Source organism: Corynebacterium sp. 32222D000AT (assembly GCF_053546955.1).
On sequence record NZ_JBPPVW010000002.1, the window covers coordinates 169810 to 193425 of the forward strand.

Annotated in this window: 24 protein-coding genes; all 24 read left to right on the forward strand. The window is 57.6% G+C overall.

Annotated elements, in window-relative coordinates:
- Positions 1-245 precede the first annotated feature (245 nt).
- The 24 genes from ACEE23_RS01895 to ACEE23_RS02010 all read left to right on the forward strand — a co-directional run bounded on the left by ACEE23_RS01895 (position 246) and on the right by ACEE23_RS02010 (position 23545).
- Positions 246-776 (forward strand): hypothetical protein, encoded by a 531-nt coding sequence (locus ACEE23_RS01895; protein ID WP_448871685.1) that lies wholly within the window; start codon positions 246-248, stop codon positions 774-776.
- A 72-nt stretch (positions 777-848) separates the two neighbouring features.
- Entirely contained in the window at positions 849-1490 is a 642-nt protein-coding gene (locus tag ACEE23_RS01900) for a DNA-methyltransferase (RefSeq protein ID WP_448871683.1), read from the forward strand.
- Positions 1491-1620: 130 nt separating this feature from the next.
- A complete protein-coding gene (locus ACEE23_RS01905) occupies positions 1621-1794 on the forward strand; it encodes a hypothetical protein (RefSeq protein ID WP_448871681.1) in 174 nt (57 codons plus the stop codon).
- The gene (locus tag ACEE23_RS01910) at positions 1787-2830 is read left to right on the forward strand and encodes a hypothetical protein (protein ID WP_448871679.1); all 1044 of its coding nucleotides are present in this window, start codon (positions 1787-1789) and stop codon (positions 2828-2830) included. Before ACEE23_RS01905 ends, ACEE23_RS01910 begins: the two co-directional genes overlap by 8 nt.
- Complete coding sequence (locus tag ACEE23_RS01915; protein ID WP_448871677.1) at positions 2824-3258, forward strand: hypothetical protein; 435 nt, start codon at positions 2824-2826, stop codon at positions 3256-3258. Before ACEE23_RS01910 ends, ACEE23_RS01915 begins: the two co-directional genes overlap by 7 nt.
- A 95-nt stretch (positions 3259-3353) precedes the next feature.
- Positions 3354-3767 (forward strand): RusA family crossover junction endodeoxyribonuclease, encoded by a 414-nt coding sequence (locus tag ACEE23_RS01920; RefSeq protein WP_448871675.1) that lies wholly within the window; start codon positions 3354-3356, stop codon positions 3765-3767.
- Between the two features lie 8 nt (positions 3768-3775).
- Positions 3776-4429 carry a hypothetical protein gene (locus tag ACEE23_RS01925; RefSeq protein WP_448871673.1) on the forward strand — a complete coding sequence of 218 codons (654 nt, stop codon included), beginning with the start codon at positions 3776-3778 and terminating at the stop codon, positions 4427-4429.
- Positions 4359-5174, forward strand: a complete 816-nt coding sequence (locus ACEE23_RS01930) for a GTP pyrophosphokinase (RefSeq protein ID WP_448871671.1) — start codon at positions 4359-4361, stop codon at positions 5172-5174. The genes ACEE23_RS01925 and ACEE23_RS01930 overlap by 71 nt, the downstream gene beginning before the upstream one ends.
- A 324-nt stretch (positions 5175-5498) precedes the next feature.
- The gene (locus ACEE23_RS01935; RefSeq protein WP_448871669.1) at positions 5499-5870 is read left to right on the forward strand and encodes a hypothetical protein; all 372 of its coding nucleotides are present in this window, start codon (positions 5499-5501) and stop codon (positions 5868-5870) included.
- A 127-nt stretch (positions 5871-5997) separates the two neighbouring features.
- On the forward strand, positions 5998-6333 hold the full coding sequence (locus ACEE23_RS01940; RefSeq protein ID WP_448871667.1) for a hypothetical protein: 336 nt from the start codon (positions 5998-6000) through the stop codon (positions 6331-6333).
- The gene (locus tag ACEE23_RS01945) at positions 6293-7885 is read left to right on the forward strand and encodes a hypothetical protein (protein ID WP_448871665.1); all 1593 of its coding nucleotides are present in this window, start codon (positions 6293-6295) and stop codon (positions 7883-7885) included. The genes ACEE23_RS01940 and ACEE23_RS01945 overlap by 41 nt, the downstream gene beginning before the upstream one ends.
- A complete protein-coding gene (locus ACEE23_RS01950) occupies positions 7878-9239 on the forward strand; it encodes a phage portal protein family protein (protein WP_448871663.1) in 1362 nt (453 codons plus the stop codon). The genes ACEE23_RS01945 and ACEE23_RS01950 overlap by 8 nt, the downstream gene beginning before the upstream one ends.
- Positions 9236-10720, forward strand: coding sequence for a head maturation protease, ClpP-related (locus tag ACEE23_RS01955; RefSeq protein WP_448871661.1), 1485 nt, complete (start codon positions 9236-9238; stop codon positions 10718-10720). Before ACEE23_RS01950 ends, ACEE23_RS01955 begins: the two co-directional genes overlap by 4 nt.
- A complete protein-coding gene (locus ACEE23_RS01960) occupies positions 10721-11113 on the forward strand; it encodes a hypothetical protein (RefSeq protein WP_448871659.1) in 393 nt (130 codons plus the stop codon). It abuts the gene before it with no gap.
- Positions 11114-11124: 11 nt separating this feature from the next.
- Positions 11125-12066, forward strand: coding sequence for a hypothetical protein (locus ACEE23_RS01965; protein WP_448871657.1), 942 nt, complete (start codon positions 11125-11127; stop codon positions 12064-12066).
- Positions 12067-12080: 14 nt separating this feature from the next.
- Positions 12081-12443, forward strand: a complete 363-nt coding sequence (locus ACEE23_RS01970; RefSeq protein ID WP_448871655.1) for a hypothetical protein — start codon at positions 12081-12083, stop codon at positions 12441-12443.
- 21 nt (positions 12444-12464) lie between these two features.
- The gene (locus ACEE23_RS01975) at positions 12465-12932 is read left to right on the forward strand and encodes a Gp19/Gp15/Gp42 family protein (RefSeq protein WP_448871653.1); all 468 of its coding nucleotides are present in this window, start codon (positions 12465-12467) and stop codon (positions 12930-12932) included.
- 354 nt (positions 12933-13286) lie between these two features.
- Positions 13287-13586 (forward strand): hypothetical protein, encoded by a 300-nt coding sequence (locus ACEE23_RS01980; protein ID WP_448871651.1) that lies wholly within the window; start codon positions 13287-13289, stop codon positions 13584-13586.
- On the forward strand, positions 13576-14004 hold the full coding sequence (locus ACEE23_RS01985; protein ID WP_448871649.1) for a hypothetical protein: 429 nt from the start codon (positions 13576-13578) through the stop codon (positions 14002-14004). Before ACEE23_RS01980 ends, ACEE23_RS01985 begins: the two co-directional genes overlap by 11 nt.
- A gap of 74 nt (positions 14005-14078) precedes the next feature.
- Positions 14079-14900, forward strand: a complete 822-nt coding sequence (locus tag ACEE23_RS01990; protein WP_448871647.1) for a hypothetical protein — start codon at positions 14079-14081, stop codon at positions 14898-14900.
- Between the two features lie 135 nt (positions 14901-15035).
- A complete protein-coding gene (locus ACEE23_RS01995; RefSeq protein ID WP_448871645.1) occupies positions 15036-15374 on the forward strand; it encodes a hypothetical protein in 339 nt (112 codons plus the stop codon).
- A gap of 119 nt (positions 15375-15493) precedes the next feature.
- Complete coding sequence (locus ACEE23_RS02000) at positions 15494-16072, forward strand: hypothetical protein (protein ID WP_448871643.1); 579 nt, start codon at positions 15494-15496, stop codon at positions 16070-16072.
- A gap of 27 nt (positions 16073-16099) precedes the next feature.
- Positions 16100-22810 (forward strand): tape measure protein, encoded by a 6711-nt coding sequence (locus ACEE23_RS02005; RefSeq protein WP_448871641.1) that lies wholly within the window; start codon positions 16100-16102, stop codon positions 22808-22810.
- Positions 22811-23545 carry a hypothetical protein gene (locus ACEE23_RS02010; RefSeq protein WP_448873509.1) on the forward strand — a complete coding sequence of 245 codons (735 nt, stop codon included), beginning with the start codon at positions 22811-22813 and terminating at the stop codon, positions 23543-23545.
- Positions 23546-23616: the final 71 nt, after the last annotated feature.

Consider the following 23616-nt stretch of genomic DNA (forward strand, 5'->3'; position numbering starts at 1 on the left):
TCGCCAGCTCAAGCTCGACTTCGAAACCCTCGCATCAGGCAGCAGCCTCTACCGAGATGCCTACTTCGACGCGGCAGACATGACGAAATTCGTCCTCGAAAAAGACGAACAACGACACTGAAAGGAACACCTAAATGATTAACCTTCTATCCGCCTGGGCCTACACGCCCGACGGTGGCCTAGCAGACCCCAACCACCCCATCTACCTGCTGCTGTGGGCACTCGCCCAGCTGGGGGTGCTGTAAATGAGACACCCAGACCGCCAGCAGATCCTCGACGCCTGGGAAAGCCTAGACGAGATAAGGGGCTATATCGACTTTCATGCCGATGGCCCCCGAGAGGGGCTTCTGCACGCCATCCAAGACGTCGAAGCCGTCCTGCCTGAGCGCCCGAAGCGGACCATGGACGAAATCGGCTGGAACCAAGATAAGCACTTCCTCTGGGAAGCAGAATACGGCCGCACCCATGTCGCCATGCTCGGATACTCCTACGACGATTACACAATTCTCACCAACCAGGGGCACATCTCGCCCCGCCACCTGACCCCCACCGGGCGCCGGTACAAACTCGTACTCGACGACCACCCCGAATGGCTAGAGACCGAGCAGGACTATGAGGACGCGCCCGACGGGACTGTAGTCGCGATGCATCCAGGGGGCTTCCCGCTTATAAAGCACGACAGCATCTGGAAGTCGTTCACCTGGGCTGGCCGCAGCGAAAGAATGTCGCGGGAACCCCGCCGTGTCCTGCGCTGGGGGTGGGGCACCGATGCCTAAAACCCTCGCAGACTACAGCCCCGCGCAGCGCGCCAGCTTCGTCGGCGCCAACGGCATCGGAAGCAGCGACCAATGAACCCCTACTACCAAGACGACTACACCACCCTCTACCACGCAGACTGCCTACAGCATTTAGACATGCTCGACCAGGCCGACGTGATGGTCACAGACCCGCCATACGGCAGCGGAGCCATGGCTAAAGGCTACGGACGGCACGGATTCACAATCCAGAATGATGAAACCACCGAAGCTAGAGATGCCGTGCTTCGAGCATGGGGAAGAAAACCAGCAGCTGTCTTTGGAACGCCACGCCTCCCTGAGCCACCCGGAGAATGGAAAGACCGCCTCGTGTGGGATAAGCGCGAACCAGGACTAAACGGTGGCCCATGGCGGTACACGCACGAATCAATCTTTGTCAGTGGAGAAGGCTGGCAGCGCGTATCTGCAAGCTCATTTAGCATCCTGAGCTACCCGAGTGGAAACGGAACGTGGGAGAAGCAACAGCACGCCCATGCGAAGCCGGTTCCGTTGATGGAGAAGCTAATCACCGCATGTCCCGAATCATGGACAATCATCGACCCGTTTGCTGGTAGTGGTTCCACGCTTCGCGCCGCGAAGAACCTGGGGCGTAAGGCGATTGGGTTTGAGATTGAGGAAAAGTACTGCGAAATCGCCGCGCAACGCCTAGCGCAAGAAACACTAGGAATCTTCTAAATGCCTACCCATCAGCAGCGTGAGGATATGCGCACCTGGCTGGAATCACATGACATTTACTACGCCAGCCCCGCACTCCTCGACGCACTCATACACCTATTCCAATCCATAGAGAAAGGAGGAACCAACGATGAACTACCTGACCACCAGTGAAAAACACGAGCTATGCGACATGCTCGACCCAGAAAGATACCTCCCCACCGAACGCGCCCTAGCACGCTACATCCTCGTCCACATAGACGAAGAGCCCCACCTGACCCGCGTAGCACGCGAAGTCCTAGGAGTAGGAGACGACGATGCGTAAGTACGCCCAGATACAGGTAGAAATCTGGAATGACAGTGAATTCCGGAGCCTTACCGTTAACGCCCAGCACCTCTATTTTGTCCTGATTTCACACCCGTCCCTGAACCACGCTGGGGTAGGGGATTGGCGCCCCGGGCGATTAGCGAAGTTTGTCGGCAACTGGGAACGAACAGACGTTGAAGACGCCGCTCAAGAACTCATCGCGGGCCTTTATGTGCTCATCGATGAAGACACTGAAGAGTTCCTTGTTCGTTCGTATTTGCGCAACAGTGGGCTGTTGAAGCAGCCGAAGATGGCGACCGCTATGACGCGGAGGCTAGCAGAGGTCGGCTCTAGCGAGTTGCGTGGGGTTGTTGTGCACGAGCTCGCCCGGCTCCGCGAGGAGGCCCCCAGCCTTCCGGGGTGGGGGTCTGAGGAGGCGTTGAATCTATTGTCTGAGCCCCGTGTTGACCCGTCCATTTACCCGTTAGGTAAGGGGTCCAGAAAGGGGTCCGGAAAGGGGGCCAGAAAGGGTAAACCGACCCCTATCGGTAAGGGGTCCAGAAAGGGGTCCCCTATAACTAGTAACTGTAACTATGTAATTAGTAACTCAGTAACTAGTTCAAAACCAGGTTCAAACGATGAACCCGAAGAGGGTTCACCTGACGGTGAACGCGGGCGTGATGAGACCCCCAACAAGTACCCCGCAGACTTCGAAGACTGGTGGCACCTCTACCCCCGAAAACAAGGGAAGCGAAAAGCACTGGCCGAGTGGCGCCGCGCCACCAAGCGCGTAAGCCAACAAGAACTCAACGCCAAAACCCAACGCTTCGCCGACTTCCACGCCACCCAAGGAACCGACAAGCAATACATCCCACTACCCACCACATGGCTCGCCAGGGACGGCTGGGACGACGAACTCATCTCACACAACCCCCAGCCCGCCCAAGACACCAACACCCTTAACGCGTGGCTAGGCGTCCCAGACAACGCCAACATCATCGAAGGCGAAGTCGTCAACCACACCTGGCAGTCGAAAGGAGAACTCCCATGGTGAGCCAAACCACCGCCGCCGCCATCCTCCAACGCGGCAAACAACTCACCCCAGACCGCTTCCCTAAGCCCGACGCAGACACCGCCGCCGCATGGGCCAAATCCCTACGCGGCACCTACCCGCCAGCACTCTGGGAAGAAGCTGTGCACCTCTGGGCCGAAGACCTCGTAGGCGACCGCATGGCCACGCCGAAAGAACTCAACCAGGCCGCTCGAATCGTCCTACGCCGCTGGGAAGCAGACCCCATCCGCGGCCCCCAGCTGGAAGCCCACCGGCAGCAGCTCACCGAGCAGCGCGACCAGGAACTACGCGACGGCACCTTCGGCATCAACCGGGGCTACCAACCACGTGCAGTGGAACCTCCGAAACCGGAAGTCCCCGACTTCATCAAAAAATGGACCAAGAGAAACAACCACAAACGCCCAAAATAAGCCCCAGAAGCCCCACAGACGGACAAACACACGACCCGTGGGCAATCAGTCCAAAACGACAATACAACCCCGCAGAAACGAAAATAGGCGCCAATTTGACCAACACCATCACCTTCCGCGTAAACGGCATACCCGCCACCCAAGGCTCCAAACGACACGTAGGCCGCGGCATCATGGTCGAGATGAACAAGAAACTCCCCGCATGGCGAAAAGCAATCATCAACACCGGACGCACAGTAGCCCCAAAAACACCCCTAGACTGCCCCGTAAGCGTCGAAACCACCATCTGGGTACCCAAACCCAAAAAACCCCGATTCACCGTCCCAGCAACCCCAGGAGACCTCGACAAATACCTAAGAGCAATCGGCGACGGCATCGAACAAGCCGGCATCATCAAAAACGACGCCCGCATCACCCACTGGACAGCCGCCAAACACTACGCCAACCAAAACACCCCACCAGGCGCCCACATCACCATCACGCCTCTCGGCGAACCCCAACCCCACTAGAGGAGACCATGACCACAAACCAAGAAGACCTCGCACACGCCGCCAACCACCTCAGAGTCCTATACGACGAGCTGAACCAGGCCAAATACGACCAGCCACCGGCCCCAGAAGTATCAACCACGCACAGCAACCGTCAGAAAGGACCAATGGACCCAGCCCCCATCTGGACCCTGAGCGACGACACCCACTTCACCGACCTGCTCACCGAATACTGCACAGACGCCGCCAGATACATCCCCCTCACCGGCAACATCTACACCCACGGCTTCCAACGCAACGGAACCCGCATGTGCCAATGGATAGCCCGGAACGCCGGCCCCATAAGCCAACTCGACGTAGCCCCCTTCATGCTCGAAGAACTCAACCACCAAATCCGAGAACTCAACCACAAACTACGCCGCACACGACCACCACAACCAACAGGAGAGCCGCAAGAAGTCTGGCTCACAGCACGAACCATCTGCTACAAGCTAAGACAGCAGGGCTACAACGTAAGCCCCGAACTGCTAAGGAAGTGGGCAGAACGAGGGACGATACAATCGAGAAGTAGTGGTGCCCGACATAATCAGTACTCAATGGGTGAGGTGTTAGATGAAATCCAACGACGCAGATCTGCCATTTCTGAAGCGAATACCACCATTTTCGAAGAATCAGGTCAATAAACAAGGCAGTAACTGGCGTGATGGATTGGACATTAACCCAGAACCCATTGATAGCTTCATCGCATTTAATGCAACACATGTCGAGGAACTGCTCGTGATTGCTAGACAGACTATCGCCAGCTTTATCATCGATATTAACCCCAATCAGGGGCTACCGGTTCGTCCTGATACTGGATCATATACCTTGTCTGCGCGAGTAAAAACGAAGGATACTTTGTTGGAGAAGCTCCGCAGGATGAAGACAACTCCGTTAATGAATGTGCACGACGTAGCCGGAATTAGGTTTGACTGTGATTTATCACTGAGCGAGCAAACATTGGTTGCGGATGCGTTCGCCGCGGGCTTTGAAATAAGCGGCGCTAATCGAGTTGACATCAAAGATTTTCGGGACCACCCACACTCCGGGTATCGCGCAATTCACCTTCACATTCGGTCGACCGCAGGCAGAAGTGAAATGCAGATTCGAACAGCACTTCAATCAAAGTGGGCAAACCTATATGAGGAAGCTGCTGATATATTTGGGCGAGAAATTCGGTATCTCCACGAAGGGGCTGAAGTTCCGCCAGGTGCGGAGTCCACGGTCGAAGAACTTCAAGAAGTATCTCGGCTAGTTTCGAGAGCTGAAGAGCTATCGGATCACAAGGCGCTTCGGAGAAACGATGAAGTTCGGGCACTTCGAACTCAGGTATATGGCATACTCGATAGTATTCACGCCAAGCTTCGGCTACAGAGAACAACTGGTTGAGATCGGACTGGAGTAATGAATGTCGTCATACCTCATTAAGTATCACCGCAGGTCAGGGCACCTGGATATTTTTGAATACGAATCGCTGGTTGAGGCCACGCTGAAGCGCCTTGAGCTGGATAGAGTCAATACCGACCCTGACCTCGAAATTGTCGCGGTTGCAAGCGAGAGTGAAGAACATTTGCGACAGTCGCATTCTAGGTATTTTTCGGCAGCGTAACCTAGCCTGTCACGCTGTGTGTTATAATCGACGCGACGACAACTTATGCCCCCAACAACAGTTGGGGGTTTTCGCGATCCAACCTCCGAGACGACGGACACGACGTGACCATCACCCACACCGCCCTGAAGCCCAGCAAAAAGAAAAATACCACCGCCGCCGGCTACGGGCACAACCACCAGAAGCACCGAGACCGACTGCTCTACAATCTCAAAGACGGCGAACCCTGCTCCTACTGCGGCCAACCCATGTACCGCGACCCGTCCAAAAACTTCGACGGCGCAGCCCTAGAGGCCGACCACGAGCAAGGCGATAAAACACGCCTGGCGTACAGGCTTATCCATCGGCGGTGCAACCGCAGCATCTCGAACGACTGGGTGGAGCATGGCCCCGGCTGGTATGCGGTCAATGGGCAGACATCTGGTGATGATGGCGGCGGGCTAGACTGGCCAGACGGACTTATAATCAAATGGTGACCAGAGGATAGGGGTGGCCAAATTATCTGGCGGCCCCTCCCCTGACACCCCCTCGGCCCGTCTTGAGTCAGGGTTTTCTTCAGGGTCCCAAAACTTACGGGTATGACCACCCAGAAGGGAGCACATCATGGCTTGGCAGACCCCTGAGACGTTCAACGCGGGCGGGCAAAGGCTTTTTGACGAACTTGACGTACCAACCAATGACGCGTCCACACACGCGCTCGTGGTGGAAGCCGCTCGGACGAAGGACCGCCTCGACCGGCTGAACCGACTCACCTCCGGGGATGAGGATGCATGGTGCCGAATTTTCCAAGCTGACGGGGAAGTTGTCTTGAAAATGGACACCGCAGTATCCGAGCAACGCCAACTATCAACTGTGTTCAGGCAGCTGCTGGCTGAGATTCAAAGGAGGCAGGGAGATAATGTCTCTGGTGATGACGAGGACGGACTCGCCGGACTCTGACTACAATTCCGCGCACCGTGCCGTCATCGACGCTGAGTTCCCGGGCCTTGAAGGCCGGCAGGCACCACAAGCGCTAGTCCGGGACGAAGACGGGGACTTCACTCATGGAGAGAAAGCAATCGAACTCGCCCGCCGGTTTGGGGTGACATTGATGCCGTGGCAGCAGGACCAAGTCATGCTGGCATTAGCCACTGACCAGGAGGGTCGGTGGATGCACACCAATGTGGTGCTGCTGTGCCCTCGTCAGAATGGCAAGTCGCTGATTCTTGAGGTCATTATTTTGTATCGCCTGTTCGTGATGCATCATCAGATTGTTTTCTCGGCTCATCAGTGGCGGACAGCGAAGTCGATTCGTAATCGTTTGTGGAGGCGAATCAAGGCGAAGAAGTGGGCGTCCCGCCGTCTGGTGCGTAACACTGCGTCTGCTGGCGAGGCGGAGATGGAGACTGCCGAGGGAGGAAAGCTTCAGTTCTCGACGCGGTCGAATGATATGGGGCGAGGCTTCGACCAGATTGACCTTCTCTTGTTGGATGAGGCGTACAACCTGGACTCTGGCGAGCTGGACGCGGTGGCTCCGACGCAGTTGGCGGCGGAGGACCCTCAGACGTATTACACGTCCTCGGCGGTGAATCGTGATAAGCACCCGAAGGGCGAGGAGCTATCGCGGATTCGCGCTCGAGCATTGGCCGGGGAGTCTGAGGGCATGTTGTTCTCTGAGTTTTGCGCCCCGGACGGTGCAGACCGTGATGACCCGTGGACGTGGAAGCTGGCGAACCCATCGTATGGGTTTCCGAAGCTGGTGGATGCGAAGAAGATGCGGTCGATGCGGTCGACGCTGACTGATAACGGTTTTGACGTGGAGATGCTGGGGTGGGGCCGTTGGTTCGAGTTCGGCGGTGACGATGACGAGGACTTGGTGTTGCCGCGCGACCGGTTTGAGGCCTTGTCGGTTGCAGACCCAGTCCGGGTTGGTGATGTTGTCCTGGCGGTGGAGTCGGTGCCGGATGGTTCGCGTGTGGCGTTCGCGTGTGCGGGCCGCACGCGCCGGGGTGTGCATGTGCAGCTGAGGCCTGGCGGTGAGGCATTTTCGGTAGACGAAGCAGTTGGCGTCATCAGCCGATTTGTTGATGAGTATCAGCCTGCGGCGGTGGTACTGGATAAGGGCGCGCCGGCGAGTGTGCTGGTGGAGCCGTTGCAGGCGGTTGGTATTGACCCCGTGGGAGCGACTGGTGGTCAGGTGTCGGCGGCGTTTCGTGCTTTCCGCCAGGCGGTTATTGACGGGACGGTCACTCATGATGAGTCCCCGGCATGGGGCGAACAGTTAAGCGTTGCCAGGTTGCGGAATGATAATCCGGCGTACCCGGCGATTAATCGGTTTGCTGCTGATGTTTCTGATTTGATTGCTGCCACGTTGGCGGTGTGGGCGCTGACCAAGTTCATTGCGGAGTTCCAGGTGCCGTACAAGCAAGTTGAGGTTGAGAAGAAGAACCCCGTGGGTACGTTCCCGGTGTTTTCGAGAAAGAAGTTGATGGGAGGTGCGCTCGTTGGCTGACAATGTGATGGTGCGTGAAATTGGGCATGCGTCGTCGCCGGCGTGGTCTCCGCGTGTTAGTCGGCCGGATTCGGTGTCGTGGGCGACACAGCAGGTGGAGTTTATGGAGATGCGTTCTACTGCGAAGGTTGCGCAGGTTGAGAACGCAATTCGTAAGCCGATTGAGCAGGCTGCATGGTCGATTGAGCCGAACGGCGCGCCTACAGAGGTGATCGAGCTGGTGTCGACTGATTTGCGTTTGCCGGTGAAGGGTGAAGACGGACAGGTTTCTCGGCGTACTGGTCGTGTCTCGTGGGATGAGCATTTGAAGATGGCCCTGGAAGCCGTGTTTACGGGTGTTGCTTTCTTCGAGCAGGTCTACGAGCTAGGTGATGATGGGCGGCATCATTTGCGGAAGTTGGCGCCGCGGCCGAATATATCCATCCGTAAGATTCACGTGGCTTCTGACGGTGGACTTGTTGGTATCACGCAGCGTGGGGTGAAGGGCAGCAAAGACGCTTTTATCCCCGTGGAGCGTCTGGTGGCGTACCGGCATGGTCGCCGTGATGATACGTGGCAGGGATCGAGTGTGTTTGCCCCTGCGCGTGATAATTGGCTTGAGTTGATGAAGATGGAGAAGCTCAACTCGCTGGTTATGCAGCGCAATGGGATGGGTATTCCGAAGTATCAGGCGTCTGAGTTGACTGATAGGTCGCAGGTTCAAGAGGAGTTGAATCGTGGCCAGGAGCTTGCGGAGTCTTATGCTGCGGGTGAGGTTACTGCATATTCGTTGCCTCCTGGGGCGAAGATGCCTGTGGAGGGTGTTTCTGGCACGTTGCCGGATATTGAAAAGGCGATGCAGTATCACGCTTCGCAGATTGCGATTGCGTGCAACGCTACCCACCTGAACCTGACCGGCGCGGGCGGTTCCTACGCTTTGGCGAATGTTCAGCTGGGTGAGTTCATCCAGGGTTTGCAGTCTATTTCGGAGTGGATTGCTGATATCGCATCCCAGCACATTGTGGAGGACCTTGTAGGAATAGCATTCCCTGACTATGAGGGCCCGGTACCGCTGATTACCTCGACTCGGATTCAGGTTCAGAAGGACCTCACGCCGGGGGACGTATCGCAGCTGGCCGCGCAGGGTGTGTTGACGAAGGAACCGAACCTTGAGCAGTGGGTGCGCTCCACGTTCCGAATCCCGAAGGCCCGCACGTTGTATGAGGCGTTGAAGGCAAAGAAATCGTTGTCGGACGCAGAGCAGGAGATCGGGGTGACGCTGTCCGATGATGAGCCGTCGGAGTCAACGCCCGCTCCTGATGCGGCGGAGTCGTTCGACGCCTACCGGCACCAAGTGACAGGAGGTAAGCAGTGACTGAGATTCTTTTGTACGGCCCCATTGGGGCTGACATGTGGGAGCCGGATGACTCCATCACAGCGAAGAGTGTCATAGCTCAGCTCGCAGAGATCGACGGGGATGTGACGGTGCGTATCTCGTCTGGTGGGGGCGATGTGTACGAGGGCATCGACATCATGCAGGCTCTGCGAAACCACCCCGGCCGGGTGACCGTCATTGTTGAGTCGTTGGCGGCATCGGCGGCGTCGTTCATCGCGGTCGGTGGTGCCGACGAGGTGTTGATGCGTAAGTCGTCGGAGATGATGATTCACCGGGCGATGACTTTCTCGGATGGTAACGCCGACGAGTTGAGCAAGACCCTGGCGGACCTTGAGCGGCAGGACATGAAGCTTGCCTCGATCTACGCCGAAAAGGCAGGCGGTCAGGTCGACGACTGGCTCGAGGCCATGGGGGCGGAGACCTGGTACACCTCCGAGGAGGCCGTAGCCGCTGGCCTAGCAGATCGCGTGGTGGACCCAAAGCCTGTGCCGGAGGCACAAGCCCCGGCGGCTGCTATGCGCCACCGGTTCAAATTTGCGAACCGGGCTGCGGCTCCGCCGCCGCCTGTCACCCGGTCGGAATCGGGGGACGAAACAACTACGCCCAGTGATGGGCAGGAAGGAGATGCGATGAGCATCAAAAATCTCGCCCAGGAACTGGGTGTTGAGCCGGATGTGCTTCGTGAGAAGCTCTCCGGCTTTTTTAATGAGACCGTTACTGTCTCCGGTGAGGTAGAAGTTACCTACCCCACGGAGACTGCTATCGCTCCCACCGAGCGTGTCACGGTGGAGCCAACCATCGGCGACCCCCCAACTGAGGACGGCGAGGGGGTGGAAACCTCGGAGCCGCAGAACGCGGTCATGGACGCCGCGGCCCTGGGCCTGTCGTTCGCGCCGGGCACCGTGCCTGAAGGTTGGGACATCAAGGTTGATGAGACCACCGGGGTTGTCACCGCTAAGGCTCCCTCCGCGGTGGAGGTTGGCGACGTGGCGGAAGCCACCGTCAAGGTCAACGATTCCACCGAGGTGCCTGTGAGCTTCAAGGTGCGTTCCCTGTCTGACGATGACGAGGACTCCGGTGAGGAAACCTCTGGCGATGCCCCTGCCGTGTCTCCATCCAATGATGTGGTGACCGTTCCGCGTGCTGTGTGGGAGGAATACATGGCTGACCGGGCTAAGTACTCTGCGAAGCTCGCAGAGGATAAGCAGCGCGCACTTGAAGCCAAGGTTGACGCCCACATTCGTGAGGGTCGTTACTCCGCGGCTCACCGGTCTGCTGCTATCGCCGCGTATAAGACCGATCCGGTCGCGGCGGACAAGATTTGGGGCGCGCTGCCGAAGAACGTGGCCGTCCCGGTTCAGGAGATTGGCCATTCCGGTGATGTTTCCGTCATGACCCAGGTTGAGAAGCTGCGTGCTAAGGCCGCGGATAACCGCAAGAATAAGAAGGAGAATAAGTAAATGTCGAACCCTACTTTCCGCTCCGGCCCTATCTCGTTTGAGGTTGCGGCCGATACTGAAAAGTTTCGTCTCGTCGCTGTTGATGAGGCAGGAAAGATTAAGCACGCTGATGCGTCCGGAGATGTCTTTGGTGCAGTGACCGAGGCTGGCCGAGTGGAGCCGAAGGAGCCTGGTGCTGCGACTATCGCCGTCCACTATGGCCCGGCTGCGGTGAAGATTGAAACCAACGGTGAGATTAAGGCTGGCGCTGCGGTGTTCGCTGCGGCTGACGGCAAGGCTTCCGCATCTGGTTCCGTACAGGTGGGCGTGGCTGTCCGCGACACTGAGAACGGTAAGACCCTGACCATCCTCAACCAGCTGCCTGCTGTGGCAGCTGCTTCTGATGCATCCTAGGAGGAATAAGAATGAGCACTACTAACTCGTATTTTGATGACCTGAAGGATCTGTCCGTTGAGGATATCCTGACCTCCTCGGAGCTTATCGAGGGTGCAGTCAACGAGCTGCTGGAAGGCGAACAGGCCTATGAGCTGATTTTCGACTCGTTTAGCACGGGTGGAAAGCTGACCGTTGGCTACAACCTGGACTCTGCGCCTGGCCTGGATGAGGAAGCCCAGACCATTGCGGAGTTTGGGGAAATTCCGGTGGGAGACCCATCTCGTGGGGAGCGTCGCTTCACTGACCTGCTGCCTACCGGTATTGGTGTCCGCGTGTCTTACGCTCAGCGCAACTTCACCTCTGGTGAGGCGGTGCAGCGTGAGCTTCTTGGTCGTGCGGCGGAGATTCGCCGTAAGAATGGACGTGACGCGCTCGCGGCTTTCGCTGCAGTTGACGACCAGGTGGAGGAGCTGCCAGTCGCGGCGAAGTGGAACACTGCGGATGCTAAGGCTATGGATGACCTCTACGCTGCTGATGACCTGCTTGCCGGTGCAGTTGACCAGGAGGGGCGTCGCTTTGGTTACTCCGGTCGCTATATCTGGGCGAACCGTCGCACTATCAATGCCCTGAAGCGTAATAAGCAGGTCACTGACCTGTACGTCGGCGACATGGCGCACGCCGACCCGCGCTTCACTCCGATTGGTCGCCAGCCAGTTATTGGTGAGCAGTTCGAGCTCGTTGTAGATGACGGCATGGAAGATGGCGTTGCTTACGTCATGTCTGAGACCCTGACCGGTGGTCTTGGTACTCGCTTTGAGGCGGAGCCGCCGCGATTCTCCGATTGGTATGAGGAGGGCGGCCAGTCTGGCATGGGTGGTCCTCGTCTGACTTGGCGCTCGGATTATGTGCACTTCCGGTCTTTGGTTGTGCGTGCTCCGAAGGCGCTTGTGAAGATTACTGGCGCTATTTAGGAAGGGGGCTAGGCATGAAGCAAGTACGTCTTGCTAAGGCTGCCCGCTACCCGTTGGATTCTACGGTGGTGCACCGTTCTGGTGAGGTCATCGAGGTTGAAGACAAAGACCTTGATGCTCTCGTTGAGCTGGGTGTAGTAGCTACTGAGCCGGCGGAGTCGCCCGCCCCGGAGCCTGTTGAAGAACCGGAGGAGCCTCTGGTTCCAGAAACGGTTTCGTCGGTGCAGGAGTCTGACTATCCGGCGTTGCCTAAGAAGACCGCTCCTGTTGCGGAGTGGAAAGAATACGCTCGCCGGAATGGCATTAAGCTCACTGGGTTGACTAAGCGCAACGAGATTATGGGCTTTGTGACCAAGACTGTTAATCAGTCGCGCTAAACCTTAAGGAGGGGAGGACAGATGAATATCTCCGTGGATGATGTTGCTGACGTTTTCCCACGCCCCCTGCTAGATGAAGAACGCTCACGTGTAGAGGCGCTGATTGATCAGTCTTACGAGCTTATCGAGTTGGAGTTTGCTCGGCGTGGGCGTGACTTCCAGCACGAGGTCGCTGGTTCTCGGTGGCTGCAGCTTGCAGCAAAGCAGGCTGTACGCATCATGGTGTCGCAGGCTGTACTCATTGGTGACAATGTAGGGCGATCCTCGGTGTCATCCACGACCGGACCGCAATCTGATTCAGTGTCTTACTCCCAGGGGGTTGGTATTCACTGGGGCGGCGTCGGTATTGATGAAGCGATTCTTGACCTTTTAGGTCTTGGAGTGGAAGGTCTTCCACTGGGACGAGGGGGCAGAGTAATCCCGTTCGGTGAGCGTTCGGCGTTTTGCGGCGCGGAGTTTAGCGAGAACTCGGGTAGGTGGTCGCGTTGATTCGTCCTGACCAGTCTGGTGAGACTGTCACTGTGAAAGGTGGCATTGTTGGTCGTGACCATCGTGGTCGCCCGCAGTACGCGCCGGGGCGTTTAATTGAGCACTGTGTAGTATCCCCCGCGGGGGACCAGGTCGTTAGAGGCGACGGGTTTACCCACGGCGATATTACGAAACTGCAGGTGCTTGCCCCGCCGGGGACGGTGGTTGCCGATGGGGATACGGTCACGATTCGCGGTGAGGATTACACGGTGCAGCAGCGCCGGTCGTTTGATTACAGCGTGGGTCGGCGTCCTGTGGTGTCGTGGCATCAGCCGAAGGTTGTGTTCATTGTGGAGCGTGGGGAGGTGAGTGACGGTGTCGCTTAACTACCACGAATTGTTTAAGCAGATGGCCAAGCAGCCGCAGGTTCAGGAAGCATCGCGAAAGAAGGCGGAGCAGGTGAAAAAGTACATTGAGCTTCGCTGGCCCGAGGTCAACAACCTTTCTGCCCGTGACCGTGCTTTCCTACGTGAGGGCGGTGACGTTGTGAAAATCACTCACGCTACCCGTGGAACTAACCGGCCCACTCATGTGGTGACGGTGCGCCATCCTGGCGCTGTTGCTAAGCAGGCTAAGGACGGTTTTGTGACTAAGGCGGTGAAGGATGCTTCCTGATTTTGGGGTAACTCCTGACCCGCCTGCCTTGGTGCATAAGCATGTTCTTCGGCTCATCCCGGAAGCGGACCATGCGATGGTTCATCTTCACTTCTTGCCGGATGGTTACAACTGCCATCAGGATGGGCTGGCCATCGTGGTGAGTGGCGATACGGCAGAAGTTGATGATTCCGCGCATTCGCGTGACCTGGTCAAGGTGAGTGTGTACGGGCCGGACCACATGATGGTCCGGCGCTATGGGCGTAGCCTGTATGCCGCTTTGACGCAGGGAATTACTGGCGTTGGTCTTGGTGTGTCGCGGTCTGGCTCAACTTTCTTCGGGTCCGGCCCGTCTTTCCAGCCGACGGGGTTTGTGTCGACGATGAGTTTGTCGGTCGGAATCGGCAAGCTTTTCTTCCAGTCGCCGGCGCAAGCATAAAAATCCGCACATTTTTGTACTCCACCTCGAAAGTCGGGGTGGTTATTTTCATGTCCTTTTGAAAGGGGATAACAATGGCTCAGAATCGTAGCGTTGGACTTGACCTGCGCGTCCTTGAGGACCGTGAGGTACTGGTCAACTTCTCTAATGATCCGATTATTGATAAGAAGACCGGCGCGTTTGTCGGCGAGTGGGAATCTCTCGGCCTGGAGCCTACTGATTCCCAGCATGGCCACACTCGTGAGGTTTCCTCCAACACGACCAACCTGACCGGTGGCCAGTCTTCTACCTCCTACACTGCGGGTGCTATCACCGCCGCGGTGGACGGTATCGCAGGCTCCCCGGTTATGCGCTACATCGAGAACCCGGGTGCTGTGGTTCAGGATGGAACCACTTACGGCAAGCACTCTGACCAGGTCGCTAAGGGCTATGTGGCGTTTGTGCACAAGTTCACTTCCGGCCTGGTTCGTATTTGGGTGTCTCGTGAGAAGGCTGACCTGGTGGTTAACGAGCGTGTTACCGCTAAGGACCCGCAGGCCCGCCCGGTTCAGATTACGTTCAACAATGGTGACGATGAGCGCTACTACGAGGAGCGCTTCTACATCGTCGGAGAGGACGGCTCCGTGGTTCGCGTTGAAGAGAAGGTCTTCCAGGATGTTGCAGACGTTCAGGCCCAGATTGAGGCCGGCACTGCATTCCACCCGCAGGCTTCCGCCAATGGCCTTACCGCCATGGTTGTTACGGATGATGAGTCTGGTGACGTGACCCTGCATGAGTACGAGGACCCGGAGACTGGTGAGACTGCGGAGAACGATAATGAGGGCGTTCGTCCGTCGGATGAGCCGTCCGTCCCGTCTACCGATGATCCCATCGGTGATGCTGGCGACGACGCATAGTTAATTCTGATGGGCCTTGCGTTTTTCGTGGTGATTCCGCGTAAGGCCCTACCTCAAGACTTTTGTCTAGGAATCACCGCCCAGTTTGGCCCCGTAGAGTGCGGGGCCGTATTTAATTCCATAGGAGGAATCACCATGGCACAGAAGAAGAACACGGACCAGGTTGAGGTCGTGAAGAACGAGACCGCTAAGAATGCTGGCGGTGAGGGACAGATTTCTGACGGTATTTACACCGAGCGTGAAGTTGAGCTGATCAATGGGGTGAAGCTTGACATTGAGGTCATCGTCGACCAGGACATGCTGCCGGCGTCCGTGTCCTCTCTGGCACATGAGGGGAATGTGGAAGGCATGCTGATGGCGCAGCTGACCGCCAAGACTCGTAAGCTGTTGGATTGGACGGGCGCTACTCGCAAGGACCTTCACGATGTGATTGCGCCGGTTGTGCAGCGTGGTACGGAGCTGGTTGATAAGTAGTGTCTGCCCGGCTGATTCTTGAGGATGAGCCGGGTGCTTGGGTGGAGTTCACCTGCGGTGGGGTTCGTTATAGGGCGCGGCGTGACCCAATGTTTCTCGGGTTTGAGGACTTGGGGCAGATGTTGGAGAATCCGCGTTTGTTGTGGCGTCTTTATGATGAATCGTCGCGGGTGAAATCCATGACCGCAGCCATGCTCTCTGGAGGCCTGGGGGAGCAGTTGAAGGCTTATCTCCAGGCCTGCGGGTTGAGTATTTTTAAGCTCGCCCTGGCCGCCCATGCAGTGGAGGATATTGACCTTCTCGAGGTTGATTTACTGCGCATTGGTTTGGATGTGCGGGATTGGCTCGACCCTGAGGGGCCGTTGTCTACGCGCCGGGTTGTGGCCTTGTACCAGGACATGCTGGACCGTCCTGAGACGCGGGTCGGCGCTAAGCGCATGGATATTAAGCCGGCTGATAAGGCGGCTTTGGCGGTGGCGCTGTTCCAGTCGAGTCAGATGGACAAGGGGTTTGAACACCCGTTCTTGAAGTCGCCTACCGATTTGGAGCAGGAGGCGGAGCAGGCGCGTATCGCGGCAGAGAAGCGCGAGCGCATGGGCCAGGATCGGCGTCGTGTGTTGTCGGACGGTTCTGGTAGGTCGTTTGAGTCGTCGAAGACGGAGTCTTTGCGCATGCTTGAGGATTTGAAGCCCACCTAGTTTCGGGTGGGGGAGGAGAGGTTATTCATGTCTGCTGGTTTCGTAGCAGTTCCCGTTATCCCGACATTTAAGGGAATGTCCAAGGAGTTCGCCGAGCGCTTGGAGAAGCCGGCGAAAAAGTCGGGCGAGGCGGCAGGCAAGGCAATCTCTGACGGGCTAGGCAGCAGCGTCGAAAACCTCGAGCGTCAGGTGAAGGCCTCCTCTTCCAAGCTTCAGGACCTGGACCGCGCATATGAAAAATCCGCGTCGAAGCAGGCAGCCCAGAAGGAAAAAGTCGAGGCCGCCACCCTCAAGCTGCAGGACGCGGAAGAAAAATACCAGAGCGCGTTGGAAAGCGGAGACAAAGGGCTTGCTGAGCTCGCCAAGGTCAAGGAAGCGAAAGCACGTCTGATTGGCGAGACGGAAAAGCTGGAGCAGGCCGAGATTAATACCCGCGTTGCTGAGGAAAAGCACAAAAATCAGCTTGATGACTTGCAGTCCACTCTGTCGCGCTACGACCAGGCGCAAGGCGAGCTGGCCGATCAGCTCGGTGCGACCCGGCAGGAACTGTCCGAGATGGGTGGGGAGTTCTCCGACTTGGACGCAGCCATGGAGGATTCTTCCAATAAGGCTGAGGGATGGGGATCGCGCTTTGCGAACATGCTTTCCCCGCTCGGCAAGCTTGGTGGTATCGCCGTCGGAATCGCTGGCGTCAACAGTCTCGCCGGAACGTTGCAGGCGGGCTTTGAGAAGGTCACGTCGATTGAAGACACGACTGCTTCGCTAGGCATTCTGATGGGTTCGGCTGAGGAAGCCGCAAAGGTGATGGGGGAGCTGGAAGAGTCGAACCAGAACACGCCGTATTCGTTTGATGCGTGGGCTGGTGCGGGTAAGAATCTGATTGCTTTCGGTGTTGAGGCTGAAAAGACTTCCGATATCGTCACCGCTTTGGGTGAGGCCGCGTCCGCCTCCGGTAAGGGCGAAGAGGCATTGAACTCGATGGCCGATGCTTTCGGTAAGGCCGCAGCCTCGGGCAAGATTTCTATGGACACGATTAACTCCCTGTCACAGGGTGGCGTGCAGGGTCTTACGATTCTGGCGAACGAGTTCGGTGTCACGACCGAAGAGATGCAGAAGATGATTTCCAGCGGTCAAGTCTCCGCAGAGGAAGGAATCGACGCGCTCACCAAGGGAATCCGTGAAGGCTCGGAAGGTATCGCCGGTGACGTGGCTTCCATGTCTGGCGTGATGGGCGAGATGGCGGAAACTACGTCCGGTCGCCTGACGAATATGAAGGCTGCTTTCAACAATGCGGCGAAGGCGGGGCTGGAGGAGCTTAATCCGCTAATTGGCGAAGCAGCGGAGAAGATGACCGACTGGACGTATGCGGGCATTGACCTTTTCAAAACCTACATGGTGCCGGCTATCCATGACGGTGTTGACGCTGCGAAGAATGTCATGGAGACGATTAAGCCTGCCCTGGGGGTCACGCGGGATGTCCTGAAGTCTGTTGTGGGGTGGCTTAAGGACTCGGCCGAGTGGATTCTGAAGAATAAGGACTGGATTAGTTCACTGGCTTTGTCGGTCGGTGTGCTCGTCGGCGCGTACAAGATGTGGGCGCAGTGGCAGAAGATCATGGCTGCGGGCGGGTTCGTCAAGTGGATTATGTCTGGGGTAAAGGCCACCAAGCTGTGGACCTCTGTCACTAAGATCGCTGCTGCTGCGCAGAAGGCGCTGAATGCGGTGATGAAGGCTAACCCGATTGGTCTTATCATCACGGCGATTACAGCACTTGTGGCTGGCCTGACGTGGTTTTTCACTAAGACCGAGACCGGTAAAGAGCTCTGGTCCCAGTTCATGGAAGTTTTGAGGTCTGGCTGGGATTCAGTCAAGGAAAAAATGTCCGGTTTCTTCGACTGGGCTAAAGGCCTGTGGGATAGGGCGGTCGAGAAATTCGGCGAGGCGCGAGAAGCTATGGCGCCGATTATCGAGACGGTTCAGGAAATCGCACAGGTCATCCTCGATAGAGTCGTTGGGGCTTTTTCGTGGCTGGCTGAGAAGGTCGTGGCGACATTCACAACCGTGTCGGAGTGGATTGGCACGTTCCTGACCTTCCTGCAGGAGAACTTCTGGCCTGTTGTTGAATCCATTCTGGGCTTCGTTGGTGATGCTTTCACAGCCTTGTGGGATGGTTTGTCCTGGGCGTGGGAGAACGTTATTCAGCCGGTGTTTAACGGTATCTGGGAGTTGGCTCAGGTCACTCTCGCGGTGATTGGTACGGTTATTCTTACCCCGCTGCTCATCGCTTGGAATCTTCTTTCGTCTGCTATTCAGTGGGCGTGGGAGAACGTTATTCAGCCGGTGTGGCAGGCACTATCCGATTTCGCCATGAATACCCTGTGGCCTGCGCTGCAGAGCGTGTTCCAGTTCATTAAGGACGCGTTCCAGGCCGTTGGTGATGGCATCAAGTGGGTGTGGGAGAACATTATTAAACCCACGTGGGATGCGTTGGTGCAGGCCGCTCAGTGGCTGTGGAATGACGTCCTCATGCCAGTATTTGATGCTATCCGTAATGGGTTCCAGGCCCTGGGTGATGGTATCCGGTGGGTGTGGGATAACATCATCAAGCCGGTGTGGGACGTGTTCGCCGCTGTCCTGGGTTGGCTGTGGAATGACGTTGTCGCCTTCTACGTGAACCTGATTAAGGACGCGTGGAACGGCCTAGGTACGTCTATCCGTTGGGTGTATGACAATGTAATTAAGCCGGCATGGGACGCGTTCGCCTCCGCCTTGAATTGGCTGTGGGATAGTGTGGTTAGTCCTGTCGTGTCCTGGATTGAGGACAAGTGGGACGCGATGGGACGCCTTTTCGGCCGGGTTAAGGATTTCATCGTTGATAATGTTTTCGGCGGGATCCAGTCCGGCCTAGATACGCTGAAGGGCTGGTTCAATACGGTTGTTGGTGCGATTGAGGATATTTGGAATCGTGTCAAGCGGATTACCGCTAAGCCGGCCCGCTTCGTCGTGGAAACCGTCTACAACAACGGCATCCGCAAGGCGTGGAATGCGGTCGCGAAGTTCACTGGTTTGGATGAGCTGCAGCCCGCGGCCTTAGGAGACTTGGGGGCCTATGCCCGCGGTGGTGTGCTGCCTGGCTACACCCCCGGCAAGGATGTTCACCAGTTCTATTCCCGCACTGGCGGGCGGGTTGACCTGTCCGGTGGTGAGGCCATTATGCGGCCGGAGTGGGTGCGCGCCATGGGTGGTAAAGCTGCGATTGACGCGATGAATAAGGCCGCGATTAGCGGTGGCGTGAACGGTGTACGAAACCTGCTGGGGTCTGACCCTGGTTCTGTTCAGCGCCGCGCTGACGGAGGAGTTCTCGCCTTCAAGGACGGCGGTCTTTTCCCGAACGGTGACACTGACCGTAAGGAAGGCCAGTCTGCGGCGATCCAGCGTGCTCTGGCGTTTATGCGCCGGGAGGCCGGCAAGCCCTACCAGTGGGGCGGAGTCGGTAACCCGAGCTGGGACTGCTCTGGCCTGTGGTCCGGTATCGTCCATGAGCTGAATGGTAATGACGGTCGTAGCGGTCGTCTTTTTAATACGAATTCGCTTATCGCTAATCCGGGAACGTGGGGCTTTAAGCCGGGGCTAAGCGGCCCGGTTACGGTGGGTGTTTCTACTGACCACATGGCCGGTACGCTGTCCGGGCTCAATGCTGAGTCCCGATCCGGTGACGGCGTCCTACTTGGTGGCTCCGCGTGGGGCTCGGAGAATGGTTACTTCCCGTACAAGTACACGTTGGCTTCTATCCTGGGTGAGTACCTGCCGGGCGCGGAAGGCGGCGGCGGTGGTTTCAACCTCGGTGCCATGGTCAAGGGTATCTGGGATGGAATTATTGATAAGCTGCCGAAGTTCGACGGGGCTGCCACAAGCGGTTTGATTGGTCGTTTGCCGGCAGAGATGCTGAAGAAGTTGGCTACGTCTGCGTGGGATTTCGTGAAGGAGAAGATCGGCGCGTTCTTCGGAGCGGGCGGTCAGTCCGGCAACGCTGAGTCCTGGCGCGAAATGGCTATGTGGGCGATGCGGCGTACGGGTTTTAATGCTGATGACCCAGCGCAGGTGAACGCGATGCTTGCCCAGATTCAATCCGAGTCTGGTGGCATTCCCGACCGTAACCAGGAGATCGTCGACGTCAACGGTACTGGCGCCTCTGCTGGTCAAGGTCTGTTGCAGATTATTCCGGGCACGTTTGCTGCCCACCGTGACCCGGAGTTGCCGAACGACCGGACTGACCCACAGGCGAATATGGTCGCGGCCCTCCGGTACTACCGGAGCCAGTACGGTGACGACCTGACCACTATGTGGGGTCATGGGCACGGCTATGCTTCGGGCGGCGTCGTGGAGCTTTCTAAGTTGTATGACCAGGGCGGCTGGCTGCCACACGGCGGGGTTGCCCAGAACCTGTCGGGCAAGCCGGAGCCGGTCTTTACTGCTAGCCAGTGGTCGAGCATTTCGGACATGATCCGCACCCTGGGTGACCTGGTCCCGGCGATTAAGGGGCAGACTGAGGTGATTGCTCGGGCTGTTGATGATGCGCAAGGATGGTTGGCTAAGGCTGGTGATTACAACAGTATTGAGGGTATTAACGCCCGTCAGGGTGTGCGCCGCATGCTGGATCTTGGTTTGGATTTGCCGGGGTCTGACATCGTCAAGATGGTTCTTGATGGTGAGGACACCCTCTGGGATTCTCGTGCCCGCGCTGCGAAGCATCTTGACGCCATCGTCGAGAAAGAAGAGGCGTTGGAGGAGGCGCGGAAGGCTGTCGCTGATTTGAACGATAAGCCGGAGGGCGTGTCCAAGGAGGACCAGGAGAAGATAGACGAGGCGCGGAAGGCTCTGGATGATGCTAAGTCTGAGAAGGCTAAGGCTGAGTCGGAAGAGGATCGTGCTAAGGCTGCAGAAAAGGTCACCGAGGCGGAAAAGAAGCTCAAGGAAGTTCGTGAGGAGGTGGACAAGAACTCCGAGGAGAACGCTAAGAAGCATGCCGAAGAGGTCACTAAGGCTAATGAGGCTGTTTCCAAGGCAGAGCAGGAGTTAGCGGATGCTCGTAAGAAGCAGGCGATGGACCTCGACAACGTTGTTCTCATGTCGCAGGGTCAGATTAAGGGCATGATTCCGCAGGCCAAGCAGCTGGCTGACCAGTTGATTGGCATGGGGGCGCCTGCTCAGGCGGTTAACGCTGGTCTGGCGCAGGTGACTGGTCAGCTGGCCCGGATGGCCGGTTTTGCTGGCCCGGCTGGAATCACCCTGGGCATGGCAATGGACATGCTCAAGGTGGGCATTGGGATTATCAAGGCGATTGTTGGTGCGATTGAGGACCTTATCGCTAAGATTCGCAAGGCCCGCCTGGACGCACTCAAGGCTTTGGCCGATGGGTGGTCTGTCATTGCGGATTACGCGAAGCTGATTGTGGACCTGCAGGGCAAGGTCACCAGTTTGCAGCAGGCGTTGATTCGTGGTGCGAATGCCCAACGAGAGGCTGAGTATAACCTCATGTTGGCGCAGCAGGACCGCTACATCGCAGAAGCAGAAGGGGCGCTGAAGGTGGCAGAAGCACGCCTGGCCCTAGATGCGGAGATTAAGCGGGGTGCTACCATCGCCCAGCTGAAGCTGATGGGCCTGCACGAGGACTGGGATTCCTACATGGCTTACCAGGCTTTGGAGGCCCAGGGTGTGCTGGAGGAATGGTCGAATTCGGCTATTTCCGCGCTGTTTACGTACGAGAAGGCGCGTGCTGAAGCCCTGAAGGGTGAGGTAACGGCCCGTCTTGAACAGATTAAGGCAGAAGCCGCCCTGGCCGAGGCCCAGCGCCAGAACGTGCGTAACCAGCAGGACCTGCTGAAGGCCCAGGAGCGTCTGATTCGCATGTCCGCGAAGGTCGCCGGAGTTGACCTCGTTGAGGCTACGGGTACTGCTCAGGTGGCGAAGCTGATGGCTGAGATGGCTGAGGTCAAGCAGGCCATGGACAAGAACGTTCTGGGCCGTTGGGGCGTGGGCCTTGGTGCTAATGGCTCGTTTGCCAATGAGTACCGTGGCCAGCAGGCGCAGTACAATTCGCTGCAGCAAGCACTTGACGCGGTACTCGCAGAAACAGGCGTGCAAATTGACCGCGGTAACCTTGACCGCGTGCTCACGCTGATGGGGCGTGCCGCTTACCGCGGCGGTGACCCGACAGCGGTACTACGCGCCCAGCTGCCGGAGCTCGCACAGGCAGAAACAGCACTCAAGATTAACGAGTCGCTGAAACCGGTATATGACGCCCGAGACCAGCGGGACGATTTAGCCCGCAAGGTTGAGGACTTCACTGCCGAGATTGACCTGTACGAAAAGACCACCCCCCTGGAACACACGCTTAAGGGGCTGGACTACACGATTAAATCGTTGGAACAGTCCTCACAAGCGTGGGCTGAGGGCAACGAGGAGCTACGCGGCGAGTATCTGGCCGCAGCTAAGGCGAATCGTGACGCGGCCGAGGCCGCTGGCGTGGATTGGAAGCTGGATGCGAAGTACGCGAATGCGGGTGTGCGTGACCAGATTCGTCGTGAGACAACGATTTACCTTGACGGGGAGAAGGTGTACACGGCGGATCAGATTGACCAGTTGTTGGCGGAGGTCACAGCCGGGACGAACGGTTCGTATCGGATTGTCAGGTCGGCCAGTGAGGTCGCTGTCGCTCGTAGGAAGGAGCGGGTCTAATTGCTGAATGTGGAGTTAATTACCGCTCTGGGTGATGGGTGGCGACTGTCTGGTACGGACCGGGAGTCAGAAGTGCTGTCGCCATACTCGTCTCTCGTGGAGCTTCGGGCGAATGCGTCGAGGTCGGATGTTCAGGTCCCCGGTGGTGCTGGTGTGCTGCCGGGGGCGCGCCGGCTGGGCGCGATCACGACGGAGCTGGAGTTCTACCTGAAGGCTCGTGATGGTGAGGACCTGGAGGATACGTACCGGCGGTTGCGTCAGGGGTGGTCTGCGGCGACGCGGTCTAACCCGTGCGTGATTAGAGTCGAGTCGGATAACCCGTTGTCGCCGTTGACGTTTGAGCTTGTGGTTGATGGCGTGTTGCCGGGTGTGCCGGTGGATATGCGACGCCGGTCGGCGGAGACACTGCGGGTTCCGGTGGTGTGCTTCGACGGTGTAGCGAAGACATCGACCATGACCGGAACAGGAACAGTCACAGTGACGAATTACGGTGATGTTCCGGTATACCCAAAAATCCGCTATCAGGGCGCTGGGGGAGTGGTAGCTAACCCTTCTGGGGCGAAGTTCACGCTTCCTCGCACCTCCACGGAGACCATCATTGACCTTAATCCTCGTGTGCTCCGTCTGGAGGGCGCATTCCCTGAGAGTGTTCCGCCGGGAGCCACGGGGGTGTGGGTGTTGCCTGCGGGTGCGCAGCTTGAGTGGACACTCGGGGTTGCTGACCCGTGGAGCTAAAAAGGGGACTTTAAACATTCGGAGGTGTAGTCCCGCCTCCCCCTTTTTATGACTAACTGAATTTTATGAGG

Coding starts and splice junctions, on each gene's coding strand:
- ACEE23_RS02000 (WP_448871643.1), top strand. CDS start 15,494: ATGTTGGAGAATCCGCGTTTGTTGTGGCGTCTTTATGATGAATCGTCG.
- ACEE23_RS01905 (WP_448871681.1), top strand. CDS start 1,621: ATGAACTACCTGACCACCAGTGAAAAACACGAGCTATGCGACATGCTC.
- ACEE23_RS01915 (WP_448871677.1), top strand. CDS start 2,824: ATGGTGAGCCAAACCACCGCCGCCGCCATCCTCCAACGCGGCAAACAA.
- ACEE23_RS01975 (WP_448871653.1), top strand. CDS start 12,465: ATGAATATCTCCGTGGATGATGTTGCTGACGTTTTCCCACGCCCCCTG.
- ACEE23_RS01985 (WP_448871649.1), top strand. CDS start 13,576: ATGCTTCCTGATTTTGGGGTAACTCCTGACCCGCCTGCCTTGGTGCAT.
- ACEE23_RS01945 (WP_448871665.1), top strand. CDS start 6,293: ATGTCTCTGGTGATGACGAGGACGGACTCGCCGGACTCTGACTACAAT.
- ACEE23_RS01930 (WP_448871671.1), top strand. CDS start 4,359: ATGAAATCCAACGACGCAGATCTGCCATTTCTGAAGCGAATACCACCA.
- ACEE23_RS01990 (WP_448871647.1), top strand. CDS start 14,079: ATGGCTCAGAATCGTAGCGTTGGACTTGACCTGCGCGTCCTTGAGGAC.
- ACEE23_RS01900 (WP_448871683.1), top strand. CDS start 849: ATGAACCCCTACTACCAAGACGACTACACCACCCTCTACCACGCAGAC.
- ACEE23_RS01970 (WP_448871655.1), top strand. CDS start 12,081: ATGAAGCAAGTACGTCTTGCTAAGGCTGCCCGCTACCCGTTGGATTCT.
- ACEE23_RS01925 (WP_448871673.1), top strand. CDS start 3,776: ATGACCACAAACCAAGAAGACCTCGCACACGCCGCCAACCACCTCAGA.
- ACEE23_RS01910 (WP_448871679.1), top strand. CDS start 1,787: ATGCGTAAGTACGCCCAGATACAGGTAGAAATCTGGAATGACAGTGAA.
- ACEE23_RS01995 (WP_448871645.1), top strand. CDS start 15,036: ATGGCACAGAAGAAGAACACGGACCAGGTTGAGGTCGTGAAGAACGAG.
- ACEE23_RS01965 (WP_448871657.1), top strand. CDS start 11,125: ATGAGCACTACTAACTCGTATTTTGATGACCTGAAGGATCTGTCCGTT.
- ACEE23_RS01895 (WP_448871685.1), top strand. CDS start 246: ATGAGACACCCAGACCGCCAGCAGATCCTCGACGCCTGGGAAAGCCTA.
- ACEE23_RS01960 (WP_448871659.1), top strand. CDS start 10,721: ATGTCGAACCCTACTTTCCGCTCCGGCCCTATCTCGTTTGAGGTTGCG.
- ACEE23_RS01940 (WP_448871667.1), top strand. CDS start 5,998: ATGGCTTGGCAGACCCCTGAGACGTTCAACGCGGGCGGGCAAAGGCTT.
- ACEE23_RS02005 (WP_448871641.1), top strand. CDS start 16,100: ATGTCTGCTGGTTTCGTAGCAGTTCCCGTTATCCCGACATTTAAGGGA.